The sequence below is a fragment of the Klebsiella sp. K5-306 genome (assembly GCF_051835185.1).
GTDB classification, from domain to species: Bacteria; Pseudomonadota; Gammaproteobacteria; order Enterobacterales; family Enterobacteriaceae; genus Klebsiella; species Klebsiella oxytoca.
In genome coordinates, this window is sequence record NZ_JAIFJY010000009.1 from 82,278 (window position 1) to 95,228 (window position 12,951).

The window sequence follows — 12,951 nt, forward strand, 5'->3', positions numbered from 1 at the left end:
CCTGTAAGTACTATTGCGCAGATTAATATTACGTGAGTGCGAATGCCGTCATAAATATCCTTTAAAAAATAGCGAAGCATTGCTTTCATGATTTTATTGCCTCGGGCAGTCAGTCGCCGTTAACGCTTCATCCGCGAGTGAATTAGTGAACCTGCTGATGTTTGATCTTTTTCATCACCTTTGCTGCTTTGTATACCTCACTTAGCGGAGCGAAGTGATGCGATACCCCACAGGCGACGACCAGCGGTAGCGCGAAAATAATGAGTTGCGCAGGATGCCAGGTCCCTTCATGGACCGCTTTCAGGATGCCGGTCCCGATAATTAAAAGAACGAATACATGGACAAATATTGCCCTGGGCAAGCGCGATGCCGCTTCGTCAACGGCACAGTATAAAAGCGTCTTATATCTCGCCGTTAACTTGTCGATCTGCTTATCTGTAAAGCCACTTTCATGCATGATTTTTATTAATTTAGCATCTTCCATTTTTTACTCAAATATAACCCGGACTTCCTTGAACCGTATACAGCTTACTCTTTATCGCTGCGTAAAGACAACCCACAATATTAATTTCAGTGATTTTCTTTTCTGTGGAAGCCGCCGCGCAAAATCCGCAAGGATCCGCCTAAACGATAGCGTTTTTATAGAGACAACGAATAATGACGTTAATAGCGCTACGTTGAAACAGCGACCCAACTGGCTTAATGGAAAAAAGGAAAATATCTGTCGTCAGAAAAAGAGAGCCCGTCAGAGCGCGCGCCCGGACATAAATAAATGAGACAATGTTTCACCGCTGTCAGAGGTGAGCTAATTGGTGCCCCTGAGGATATTAACCCCCGTTCCGGCATTAACCGGAACGGGTCATACGTTAAGACTTACTTCAGCCCTTCGCGATTTTCCCTTTTCGCTTCCAGGCGCTCCACGTCGCGATACCAGCGCGGATGATGCTTCTTCGCCCAGCGTCGGCTCACCTTCCCTTCAATCATGCCTTTAATCGATCCTTTAACCCAGAATGCCATATACATATGGATCAGAATCGCATGGATAAGAATAATGGCCGACGTTGCGTGAATCAGCAGACTATAGCGAATAACCTGAATCGGGAAATAGTGGGCAAAATAAGGCCGCCAGATAATCACCCCGGTGACCAGCAGCACAAATATCATGCTCATGATCGTCCAGAACATCATTTTCTGGCCAGCGTTGTATTTCCCTACCCGCGCCACTTTATGCTCATTGCCCTTAAGCACCTCGATAATCCCTTTCAGCCAGGGAATATCCTGTTTGTCGGGAATATTATGGTGGACAAAGCGCACGAACATAAACATCAGGGCCACGAAAATCAGAACCCCGAAGAACGGATGCAGAATACGCCCCATCTGCGGGGTACCGAAGGTTTCGGTCAGCCACTGCAGCGTCGGGAAGAAAAACGAGATCCCCGACAGCGCCACCAGGAAAAAGCAGATGACCACCGTCCAGTGACAGGCGCGGTCAATAAACTTCGTGCGCACAATCATTTTCGATTTACTCATCATGCTCCTCCTCATCGTCATCCGCTTCCTTGTTCGGCCCAATCCCGATGTAGTGATAGATCAGCCCGGCAAAGGTGGCGATAAAGCCAATGGCGGAGAGCGGTTTCAGCGCGCCTTTCCACAGATTTATTGAGGTATCTATCTGCGGCTCCTTCGGCAGGTTATGGTACAGCTCCGGCTGGTCCGCATGATGCAGCACGTACATCACGTGGGTGCCGCCGACGCCAGGCGGGTTATACACCCCGGCATGGGAATAGCCGCGTTTCTTCAGTTTTTCCACACGCTCGTTGGCCACTTCCAGCATCTCTTGCTTGCTGCCGAAGTGAATCGCGCCGGTTGGGCAGGTTTTCACGCAGGCCGGTTCCTGGCCAACGCTGACCCGATCGACGCACAGCGTGCACTTATAGACCCGGTTATCCTCTTTATTGAGGCGCGGGACGTTAAAAGGGCATCCGGCAATGCAGTAACCGCAGCCGATGCAGTTTTCCTGCTGAAAGTCGACGATGCCGTTTGCGTACTGAATAATCGCTCCGGCGGACGGGCACGCCTTCAGGCAGCCCGGATCCTCACAGTGCATACAGCCGTCTTTGCGAATCAGCCACTCCAGCTTGCCGTTCTGCTCGGTTTCGCTAAAGCGCATTACCGTCCAGGATTTGGCGCTCAGATCGGCGGGATTGTCGTAAACCCCGACGCAGTGCCCGACTTCATCGCGGATATCATTCCACTCGGAACAGGCCACCTGGCAGGCTTTGCAGCCTACGCAGGAGGAGACATCAATCAGCTTTGCCACTTCCGCCTTAAAATCCCGCGCGCGCGGCGCGGGGGTGATCGGATTGGTGGCGGAGCGTTTAATAATGTCCTGGGTTTCCATCGCCATTGCTTCGCTCCTTACGCTTTCTCGATGTTGACCAGAAACGCCTTATATTCCGGCGTCTGCGAGTTGGAATCCCCGACGTTCGGCGTCAGGGTATTGGCGATGTAACCTTTGCGGGCCACACCTTCAAAACCCCAGTGCAGCGGAATACCGACGGTTTCCACCTGCTGACCGTTGACGTTGAGCGTTTGCAGACGACGCGTCACCACCGCCACCGCGCGAATAAAGCCGCGCATGCTGCTGACCGTCACCCGATCGCCATTGGCGATCCCTTTCGCTTTCGCCAGGCCTTCGCTGATTTCGACAAACTGCTCCGGCTGCGCAATCGCATTGAGCCGCGCATGCTTGGTCCAGGTATGAAAATGCTCGGTCAGACGATAGGTGGTGCCGACGTACGGGAATTTGTCCTTCTTACCTAAACGCAGGGCATCTTCTTCATACAGGCGTACCACCGGGCTGGAGACCACGCTCGGGTGCAGCGGATTGGTACCAAGCGGCGTTTCCATCGGTTCGTAGTGTTCCGGGAACGGACCTTCCGCCAGCTTATTCAGGGCAAACAGACGCCCCAGACCTTCCGGCTGCATAATAAACGGCCCGGTTTTGCTGCCCGGAGGCGCGGTATTGAAGTCCGGAATATCGTTGCCAACCCACTTGCTGCCGTTCCACTGGATCAGCATTCGCTTCGCATCCCACGGCTTGCCGTTCATATCCGCCGACGCGCGGTTGTACAGCACGCGCCGGTTGAGCGGCCACGCCCATGCCCAGCCGAGCGTATTGCCAAGACCTGACGGGTCGGCGTTATCGCGGTTGGCCATCTGATTGCCCTGCTCGGTCCAGCTGCCGGTATAGATCCAACAAGACGACGCGGTGGTACCGTCATCGCGCAGCAGTGCGAAGCTGTTCAACAGCTGGCCTTTCTTCGCCAGCGGCGCGCCGTTAGCGTCGTAGAGATCCGCCAGCGCGTAGCCGTTGTTCTCTTTCGCGACCTCTTCTGATTCCGGACGATCCGGCTGCTTGTAGTGCCACCCCATCTTCAGCAGCGGCTCGACGCCTTTGCCGCCCTCGGTGCGATACATCTCGCGCAGGCGGTGGTAAATCCCGGCCAGAATTTCGCCGTCGTTGCGCGCTTCGCCCGGCGCATCCTGGCCCTTCCAGTGCCACTGTAGCCAGCGCCCGGAGTTGGCGATGGAACCATCCTCTTCGGCAAAGCAGGTGGACGGCAGGCGGAAGACCTCGGTCTGAATCGCTGCCGGGTCAACATCGTTCGACTCGCCGTGGTTTTGCCAGAAGGTCGAGGTTTCGGTCACCAGCGGGTCGATAACCACCATGTACTTCAGCTTGCTCAGGCTGCGGACCACCTTGTTTTTGTCCGGGAAGGACGCCACCGGATTGAATCCCTGGCAGATATAGCCCGTGACGTTGCCGTTATCCATCATATTGAAATACTTGATAACGTCATAAGCCTGGTCCCATTTCGGCAGCCAGTGGAAGCCCCAGTCGTTCTCTTTTTGCGCCGCGTCGCCGTAGAAAGATTTCATCAGGCTGACGAAGAACTTCGGATAGTTGCTCCAGTAGTTCACCTGTTCGGGCAGCGTCGCCTTCGGCGTATTGGCAGCGAGATAGCTTTGCAGATCAACCTGCTGTTCCGACGGCAGCGTCAGGTAGCCCGGCAGGCTGGTCGAAAGCAGGCCTAAATCGGTTAACCCCTGGATATTGGAGTGGCCGCGCAGCGCGTTGACCCCGCCTCCCGCCATCCCCATATTGCCGAGCAGCAGTTGAATCATCGCCATGGTGCGGATGTTCTGCGCGCCGACGGTATGCTGCGTCCAGCCCAGCGCATAGAGGAAAGTGGTGGTCCGGTCCGTGGCGCTGGTTGAGGCCAGCACTTCGCACACTTTCAGGAAGTCCGCTTTTGGCGTACCGCAGATGTTCTCCACCACCTCCGGCGTATAGCGCGAAACGTGCTGCTTCAGCAGGTTCCATACGCAGCGCGGATGCTGCAGCGTTTCATCGCGCATCGCGAAGCCATTTTCGTCGAACTGATAGTTCCACGAAGACTTATCGTACTGACGCTTTTCGGCATCGTAGCCGCTGAACAGGCCATCTTCGAAGGCAAAATCGTCGCGCACCAGCAGGTTGGCGTTGGTATAGTGTTTAACGTACTCGGCATTGATTTTGTTATTTTCGATCAGGTACAGCAGCACGCCCGACAGGAAGGTAATGTCGGTACCGGAACGGATCGGCGCATAAATATCGGCCACCGACGCCGTACGCGTAAAGCGCGGGTCAACGACAATCAGCGTCGCATCATTGTTGTTTTTTGCCTCCATCGCCCAGCGGAATCCCACCGGATGGGCTTCGGCGGCGTTACCGCCCATCACCACCACGACATTGGCGTTTTTAATATCAACCCAGTGGTTGGTCATCGCACCGCGACCAAATGTTGGAGCAAGACTTGCTACCGTTGGTCCGTGTCAGACGCGCGCCTGGTTATCTACCGCCAGCATGCCGAGCGAGCGCACAAATTTTTGCGTTAGCATGCCGGTCTCATTGCTGGCCGCCGACGCGCACAGCATCCCGGTGGACAGCCAGCGGTTAACCGTCACGCCCTGCTCGTTTTTCTCAATAAAGTTGGCATCACGGTCGGCTTTCATCAATTTAGCGATACGGGTAAATGCTTCATCCCAGGAGATGCGCTGCCATTTATCCGAACCCGGCGCGCGGTATTGCGGATAGCGCAGACGGTTGTCGCTATGGACATAGTCCAGCAGCCCTGCGCCTTTCGGGCACAGCGCGCCGCGGCTCACCGGATGGTCCGGATCCCCTTCAATGTGATAAATCGCTTCTTTCGCGTTTTTCGCGCCGTCGCCCAGGCTATACATTAATAGCCCGCAGCCCACGGAGCAGTATGTGCAGGTGTTGCGGATCTCTTTGGCGCGCAGCAATTTGTAATTACGCGCCTGAGCCAGGGCCATTTTGGGCGCAAAACCCAATGCAGCGGCTGTTGTTCCGGCCATACCGCCTGCGCAGATTTTAAAAAACTTTCTGCGGCTGACGTCCATTGTTCCCCTCCATGCGGGATGTCTATTCATTGCGGGAGTGGAAATTAACAGCAATAACCCTGTTTTATTTGCGTCAAATCAATGTCCTGGACCCATGCCCCCTTAATAGTCAGCCGCGCCGAATTTCATTACTCCATTAGGATTAAGCGCTGTGGAAAATATCCCCCGAGGGCGAAAAAAAAGTGTTATAAAAGCCGACTGCGTTTGAACCAACATCAGGTTAAATATGGAGAAGAAAAAAGCCACGCTAATTGGATTCGCCGCCATCGTCCTCTGGAGCACCATGGTCGGGCTGATTCGTGGCGTAAGCGAAGGGCTTGGTCCGGTAGGCGGCGCGGCGATGATCTACAGCCTGAGCGGCCTTTTGCTCATCTTTACCGTCGGTTTTCCGCAAATACGTCAGATCCCCCGCCCTTATTTGCTGGCAGGCAGCGTGCTGTTTGTCAGTTATGAAATATGCCTCGCGCTGTCGGTCGGGCTAGCCGGAACCCGCCAGCAGGCGATTGAAGTGGGCATGGTCAATTATCTGTGGCCCAGCCTGACGATTTTATTTGCCATTGTCTTTAACAATCAAAAAAGCAGCTGGCTGGTTATCCCGGGGTTATTGCTGGCTTTATTCGGCGTCACCTGGGTATTAGGCGGTGAGCATGGCCTGAACATTGACGAAATTATCAGCAACGTGGTTTCCAGCCCGCTGAGCTATATTCTGGCGTTCGTCGGCGCATTTATCTGGGCGGCCTACTGCACGGTCACCGCTAAATATGCACAAGGCAAAAACGGCATCACTCTGTTTGTTCTGCTTACCGCCCTGACCCTGTGGCTAAAGTTTCTGTTCAGCGAACAGCCGCCCATGGTCTTTAGCTGGCCGGTAATAGTCAAACTGATCGCGCTGTCCATTGCCCTGGGCCTGGGCTATGCGGCGTGGAACGTCGGCATCCTGCACGGCAACGTCAGCCTGTTAGCCGCCGCCTCCTACTTTACGCCGGTGCTCTCCTCCGCGCTGGCGGCGGTACTGCTCAGCGCCGCGCTCTCGTGGTCGTTCTGGCAGGGCGCCGGCATGGTGTGCGCCGGCTCCCTGCTCTGCTGGCAGGCGACCCGGCGCTAACCGAGGTCGCCGCCGGCGACCGGCAGCGTCACGCCGGTGATGTAGCTGGCCTCATCGCTGGCGAGAAACAGGATGGCATTGGCCTGTTCCGCCAGCGTACCGTAGCGATGCATCAGGCTGCTCGCCACCGTCTGATCGACCACCTGCTGATACCACGTCTGCTCCTGCGCCGACGGCAGCTCCTCATTCCGCGGCGTCCGGCGCGCAGGCGCCTCGGTGCCCCCCGGCGCCACGGCGTTAATGCGGATCCCGTTTGCGCTATATTCCAGGGCTAGCGAACGGGTCAACGCATTAACGCCGCCTTTCGCTGCGGAATAAGGCACCCGGTTCACGCCCGCCGTTGCCACCGACGAAATATTAACGATACTGCCCTTGCCCTGCTTCAGCATCCACGGTAGCGCAGCCCGACAGCCCCACAGGGTCGGAAACAGCGAGCGGCGAATCTCCTTCTCTATCTGATCCGGCTGATATTCCGCAAACGGCCGCGCCCAGATGGTGCCGCCGACATTGTTAATCAATACATCCAGGTGGCCAAAATGGGCCACGCCGTTGGCGAATGCCCGCTCGGTACTTTCCCATTGTTCAAGATCGGCTTCCAGCGCCAGCGCCTGGCAACCGGCGGCGTTCAGCGCCGCCGCCAGTTCGTGAACATAGCGAGATCGGTCAATCAATAGCAGCCGCGCACCCTCACGCGCCGCTTGCTCTGCGGTCTGTCGGCCAATCCCCTGCGCGGCGCCGGTAATGGCCACGACTTTATGGTTAAATCGCATCGTTGCTCCTTATGCCGCCGCACTCTGGCTAGCGATGAATTTTTCATACCAGAACCCCGCCGGCGAAATGCCTCTCTCGCGCAGCGCCGTGGATACCGCATTGACCATCGGCGGTGGCCCGCACAGATAGATATCCACATCGCCATCGTTGAGTATTGCGTCATTAAGATGGTCGGTCACAAAACCGCGCTGCGGGCATTGGCTTTGCGCATCGGCAACCACCGGCAGCCAGCGATAAGCGGGAAGCTGGCCGGTAAATGCTTCAAGCGCATCAGTTTTCACCAGGTCGCTGTCGCGGGTCACACCATAGAGCAAGGTGACGGGCCGGGCGCTGCGTTGCATAGCCAGCGTTTGCAGTATCGAGAGCAGCGGCGCTAAGCCGGTGCCCCCCGCCAACAGCAACAGCGGACGCTCGCCGCCGCGCAGATAAAAGTTGCCCATCGGACCGCTTAGCGTCAGACGATCGCCGGGACTGGCCCGCTGCGTCAGCCACTGACTCATCAAGCCGCCGGGCACGTTACGGATCAGAAAGCTCCCCTCACGCGAGCCCGGTAGAGAGCTAAACGAATAGGCGCGCACCTGCGGCTTGCCGGGGACCTGAATATTGATGTACTGACCCGCCAGGAAGTCCAGCGGCTCATCCAGCACGATCGCCAGCTCAATGGCGGTGTCAGACAGGAGATTGACCGCTTTCACCGTCGCCCCCAGGCTTGCCAGCGCGGTCTTGCACTGGGCTGCCGCCGCCGGTACATCAATGACGCAATCGCTGGATGGCACCATCTGACAGGTCAGCACCTGGCGCTCTGCGGCTTCGTCTTCGCTGAGCGCCTCTTCAAGATACTCATCGCCCAGACCATATTCGCCGCTGACGCAGCGGCACTTGCAGGTGCCGCAAACGCCGTCCGAACAATCCATCGGCAGATTAACCTGCTGACGATAGGCGGCATCGAGTACTTTCTCTCCGGCGTGACATTGAATAAAGCGGGTGATGCCGTCTTCAAAATTGAGAGCAATATTAAAGGTCATAAACGCCTCTTAAATGTGGTAAACGTCAATTACCTGACGGATGTAATCGTTATTCAGGCGCACGGTTTTACGGATAATCTGCGGTTTGCCGGCGTTCTCACTCAGCGTGCAGCAGGTAGAGCCAAACCAGGTATCCGTCTGCTGATAGCGATGGCAGTAGGTGACCCAGTTGTAGCGCACCTCCATCCCCTGTTCGGTTTCGCCAAGCAGCTCAACGTTGCCGATCATATGAGTGGTGCGCGGTTCCGGCGTGCTGGCCCCAGAGCGTTCCGTTTTGATGCGGTATACCCGGTCTTCGAGGCCATCGCGGTTCGGGTAGTAAATCAGCGAAATTTCGCGCTGAGGGTCGCGGGTAAGCTTGTCGTCATCTCCCCAGGCGGGCATCCAGTACACCACCTGTGGACTGTAGCAGTTCAGCCAATCATCCCACTGACGATCGTCAAGCAGGCGGGCTTCGTAATAGAGAAACTGGCGAACCTGTTCGAGAGTCAGCATCAGACCACCTCCACGCGTTGCGTGATCGATTGCTCGTAGCGCTGCTGCTCTTTTTCCAGCGCCGCCAGCATCACGTTTTGCCAGTGATGATGGTGGGCGATATACAAAGCTTCATCTTCCGATTTCATCCCGCTTAGCTGCGGCCTGAAGCCCGCCTGAAGAGCGTGTTCGTCAGGGCCATCGACCCAGTGCAGCGCCCCGCGGCTGAGGTCGCTCCATGCCAGATTCTCACCGAGATAGCCGCGCTGGCAGGCGCTGAACTCTTCCAGATCGTCAGGCGTTCCCATGCCGCTAACGTTGAAGAAATCCTCATACTGGCGAATACGCAGCGCCCGCGCCTGGTCAGATTCGCCCTTCGGCGCGAAGCACCAGATGGTGACTTCGGTTTTATCCACCGCGATGGGGCGTATCACGCGGATCTGCGTCGAAAACTGATCCATCAGATAGACGTTTGGATAGAGGCACAGGTTGCGCGTTTCGTTGACCATCTGCTCGGCGCGGGACTGGCCGAATTCCGCCTGCAGCCGTTCACGATGTTCGTAGACCGGCCGCACTTCCGGGTTCAGCACCCGGGTCCACAACAGCATATGTCCATTGTCAAAGCCGTAACCGCCGCCGACGCTTTTCGACCAGCCGTTTGCGTCTACCGCGTGCGTCCCTTCCGCTTCGTAGTTGCGGCGCGACATGGTGGAAGCGTAGTTCCAGTGGACCACGCTAACGTGATAGCCGTCAGCACCGTTTTCCGCCCCCAGCTTCCAGTTGCCTTCATAAACGTAGCTCGATGATCCGTTAAGCACCTCCAGCCCTTCCGGCGCCTGGTCAACGATCAGGTCGATAATTTTGCAGGTTTCGCCCAGGTACGCCTCCAGCGGCTGTACATCGGCATTCAGGCTGCCGAAAAGGAAGCCGCGATACGATTGAAACCTCGGCAGTTTCTTTAAATCGTGGGAGCCTTCATGCTTGAAAGTCTCCGGGTAACCGCCGGTACTTTCATCTTTGGCTTTTAAAAGCTTGCCGTTATTACTGAATGTCCAGCCGTGAAATGGACAGGTAAAGGAACTTTTATTACCGGTTTTACGGCGACACAGCATCGCCCCGCGGTGGGCGCAGCTGTTAATTAGCGCATGCAGTTCATTCTTTTTGTCGCGAGTTATTATTACCGGCTGGCGCCCAAGAGTCAGGGTGTAATAATCCCCAGGCTGCGCAATCTGGCTTTCATGAGCAAGGAACAACCAATTTCCTTCAAAAACATGCTTCATTTCAAAATCAAATAGCTGCGGATCGGTAAATATTGAGCGATGGCAGCGATAAATATGCTTTTCACGATCGACAATTAATGCATTGGTGATTTTATCTTTTAATGTGGTGAACATTTTTTGCATGAGTCGGCCCTCCTGCATAATTCAGGAATAGAAAACTGTGAGGTCGGAATTTCGCTTTATTCTCCGGCCACGACCTGGCCGGAGAAGAGAATTAACGCCGCGCGCTACTCCTGCGCGCGCAGGCGCGTACCGCGGTGTTCTTCATCGGCGTTAAGTGCTTTGCACAGGGTAAAATCAAAGCGCACTTCAGTATGTTCGCCTTCCAGCTCACGCTGCTGAATAAGCTCGCGGTCGCTGACTTTTACCGGATCGGCAATCAGGCCGTCGCGGGTAGCGAACGCGAAATCATCCCACAGGTATTTGTCGCCGTTGAGATTGATTTGGCTGGTCAAATGTTTATGACCCGGCGCGGAAACGAAGAAATGGATATGCGCCGGACGGTTACCGTGACGCCCCAACAGGTCAAGGAGTTTTTGCGTTGGCCCATCCGGCGGGCAACCGTAGCCGGATGGCATAATGCTGCGCACGCTATAGCAGCCATCGGCGCCGGTGCGAATGCGGCGGCGAAGATTATATTCACTCTGGCTTTGATCGAAGAAAGAGTAGTTCCCGAGGGTATTGGCATGCCAGATATCAACGATAGCGTTGGCTATCGGGTGGCCCTGGGTGTCGCGAACCTGGCCATAAAGCCACATCACCTCCCCCGCATCTTTACCATCATCCATGCGGGTATGCCCGTCTGCCAGCGGCGCATTCGCCACGTACAGCGGGCCTTCAATAGTACGAGGAGTGCCGGTTTCCCGCTGCGCTGCGGCATCAATAGCGTCCTGGCGCAGGTCGAGGAAGTGTTCAAGGCCGAGGCCCGCCGCCAGCAGTGCCGCTTCCTGGCGGCCGCCTAATTCATGCAGATAATTCACCGCATGCCAGAACTCTTCTTCAGTGACATTATAGTCATCAATCAGCGTGCAGATGTTTTCCAGCAGACGATGAACAATCGTTTTAAAACGTTCGTCGCCGCCGGTTGCATTTAAACCTGCACTTTCACGCAATAAATGTTGCACAGCATCTTGTTGTACGAATGCATTACTCATAATATTTCTCACTTATCGTTGTAGGATATTCGCCGAATAGTTTCGGCGCGAGGTTAGTTATTATTTTTATTAACGGTCGTCTTCGCGAATCGAGGAGGGATGACGACAGAGCGCCTCCACGCGAATTTGCATAAAGGGATATAACGGTAGAGCCATTAAAATTTGATGCAGCTCTTCAGCATCTTTTACATCGAAAATACTGACATTGGCGTAAAGTCCGGCGACGCGCCAGATATGTCGCCATTTACCTTCACGCTGAAGTTGTTGTGAATACTTTTTTTCTCGCTGCTTAATTTCCTCAATTTCGTCGGCAGGAAACCCCAGCGGAATATTCACGGTCATATCGACTTTAAATAGCATAAAAATCCTCCATTATCCTTTGCGGCTATAGAAGCGCAGTTTGTCTTCATCCAGTTCAGCGCCAAGACCCGGCGTTTGCGGTAGCGTCACTTCGCCTTCGGCGAACGTGAGCGGCACGCTGACAATATCGTCCTTCAGCAATAACGGGCCAAACATCTCGCTGCCCCACTGTAGGGGGAGCGTCGACCAGGCGTGCAGCGAGGCCAGGGTGCCAACGGTCCCCTCAAGCATCGTGCCGCCGTAAAGCTCAATTCCCGCCGCTTGCGCCACCTTCGCCAGCGCCAGCACGCTGTTTGGCCCGCCCGCTTTGGCAATCTTCAGCGCATAGGCCCCGCTGAATCCCTGCTGCGCCAGGCGATAGCCTTCGTAATGGGTCGCTACCGCTTCATCGGCCAGAATAGCCGTGCCGATGTGATGGCTGAGGCGCACCAGCGTAGTGTTATCCTGAGCGCTAACTGGCTGTTCAATCAAATCGACCCCCATCGCCGCCAGCTCGCGGCAGCCCTTTGCCGCGACGGTGGCTTCCCACGCCTGATTCACGTCGACGCGGATGCTGGCCCGATCGCCCAGGGCTTCAACAATCGCGCGGGTATGGCGCAGGTCAGTCGCCAGCTCGCGCGCGCCGATTTTTAGCTTAAAGGCCCGATGGCGACGCTCCGCGAGTAGCCTTTCCCCCTCGGCAATATCTTTCTCGGTGTCGCCGCTCGCCAGCGTCCAGAGAACCGGCAGCGAGGTCGTCAGCGCGCCGCCAAGCAGCGCGGAAACCGGCAGGCCAAGCGCCTTTCCCTGCGCATCCAGCAGCGCGGTTTCGATCGCCGATTTGGCAAAGGTGTTGCCTTTAACCGCGCCGTTCATTCGCGCGGTCAGGGAATTGAGATTATCGGCAGGCTGGCCCTTCAGCAGCGGCATCAGGTAATGGTTAATTGCCGAAACGATAGCTTCCGGGCTCTCCACGCCGTAGCTCAATCCACCGATGGTGGTGGCTTCGCCAATACCGCAAATCCCGTCCGAACGGGTGATGCGGACGATCGCCAGCGTCTGACAGCCCATCGTGGTCATGGAGAGTTTGTGCGGTCGAATGGTCGGGATATCTACCAGCCAGCTTTCAATACGTTCAATGGTCGCGGTCATCTTTTTTTCCTGGTGATGAAATACATAACTTTTCATACCCCTGTTCATAACGTGGGGTAACGATTCTGTTGACAATAGGTCTGTACGGTCGGGACGGTCAACGGCGATAATCGAAATGTTGTGCGATTATCGACGCGATTGTTAAATTGGGGTTAATAATGTGATCGACATGGTAAAAACAGCAC

12 protein-coding genes are annotated in these 12,951 nt (G+C 55.8%); 1 reads left to right on the forward strand and 11 read right to left on the reverse strand.

Translation table 11 applies throughout. The features are described 5' to 3' along the window. Positions 1-142 precede the first annotated feature (142 nt). The 4 genes from K2184_RS15200 to fdnG all read right to left on the reverse strand — a co-directional run bounded on the left by K2184_RS15200 (position 143) and on the right by fdnG (position 5,466). On the reverse strand, positions 143-484 hold the full coding sequence (locus K2184_RS15200) for a hypothetical protein (RefSeq protein WP_049128744.1): 342 nt from the start codon (positions 482-484) through the stop codon (positions 143-145). A 389-nt stretch (positions 485-873) separates the two neighbouring features. Continuing rightward, positions 874-1,530, reverse strand: a complete 657-nt coding sequence (gene fdnI / locus K2184_RS15205) for a formate dehydrogenase-N subunit gamma (protein ID WP_004101923.1) — start codon at positions 1,528-1,530, stop codon at positions 874-876. Then, positions 1,523-2,407 (reverse strand): formate dehydrogenase subunit beta, encoded by an 885-nt coding sequence (gene fdxH, locus K2184_RS15210; RefSeq protein ID WP_064370572.1) that lies wholly within the window; start codon positions 2,405-2,407, stop codon positions 1,523-1,525. Before fdxH ends, fdnI begins: the two co-directional genes overlap by 8 nt. An 11-nt stretch (positions 2,408-2,418) precedes the next feature. Beyond that, entirely contained in the window at positions 2,419-5,466 is a 3,048-nt protein-coding gene (gene fdnG / locus K2184_RS15215; RefSeq protein WP_148673694.1) for a formate dehydrogenase-N subunit alpha, read from the reverse strand. A 226-nt stretch (positions 5,467-5,692) separates the two neighbouring features. Here fdnG and yddG point away from each other — a divergent pair, with 226 nt between their 5' ends. Continuing rightward, the gene (gene yddG / locus K2184_RS15220; RefSeq protein ID WP_004101917.1) at positions 5,693-6,571 is read left to right on the forward strand and encodes an aromatic amino acid DMT transporter YddG; all 879 of its coding nucleotides are present in this window, start codon (positions 5,693-5,695) and stop codon (positions 6,569-6,571) included. Here the strand turns inward: yddG and benD are convergent. From benD to K2184_RS15255, 7 genes are all read right to left on the reverse strand, one after another. Next, the gene (gene benD, locus K2184_RS15225; protein WP_004101916.1) at positions 6,568-7,341 is read right to left on the reverse strand and encodes a benzoate diol dehydrogenase BenD; all 774 of its coding nucleotides are present in this window, start codon (positions 7,339-7,341) and stop codon (positions 6,568-6,570) included. The two genes, yddG and benD, sit on opposite strands and share 4 nt — an antisense overlap. A gap of 9 nt (positions 7,342-7,350) precedes the next feature. Then, a complete protein-coding gene (gene benC, locus K2184_RS15230; protein WP_163524970.1) occupies positions 7,351-8,367 on the reverse strand; it encodes a benzoate 1,2-dioxygenase electron transfer component BenC in 1,017 nt (338 codons plus the stop codon). Positions 8,368-8,376: 9 nt separating this feature from the next. Beyond that, complete coding sequence (benB, locus tag K2184_RS15235) at positions 8,377-8,862, reverse strand: benzoate 1,2-dioxygenase small subunit (RefSeq protein ID WP_017145930.1); 486 nt, start codon at positions 8,860-8,862, stop codon at positions 8,377-8,379. Beyond that, positions 8,862-10,244 carry a Rieske 2Fe-2S domain-containing protein gene (locus K2184_RS15240; RefSeq protein WP_439237761.1) on the reverse strand — a complete coding sequence of 461 codons (1,383 nt, stop codon included), beginning with the start codon at positions 10,242-10,244 and terminating at the stop codon, positions 8,862-8,864. Before K2184_RS15240 ends, benB begins: the two co-directional genes overlap by 1 nt. A gap of 104 nt (positions 10,245-10,348) precedes the next feature. After that, positions 10,349-11,275, reverse strand: a complete 927-nt coding sequence (gene catA, locus K2184_RS15245) for a catechol 1,2-dioxygenase (RefSeq protein ID WP_004101912.1) — start codon at positions 11,273-11,275, stop codon at positions 10,349-10,351. Positions 11,276-11,344: 69 nt separating this feature from the next. Further along, on the reverse strand, positions 11,345-11,635 hold the full coding sequence (gene catC, locus K2184_RS15250; RefSeq protein WP_004101911.1) for a muconolactone Delta-isomerase: 291 nt from the start codon (positions 11,633-11,635) through the stop codon (positions 11,345-11,347). Between the two features lie 12 nt (positions 11,636-11,647). After that, on the reverse strand, positions 11,648-12,814 hold the full coding sequence (locus K2184_RS15255) for a muconate cycloisomerase family protein (RefSeq protein WP_163524972.1): 1,167 nt from the start codon (positions 12,812-12,814) through the stop codon (positions 11,648-11,650). Positions 12,815-12,951 lie beyond the last annotated feature (137 nt).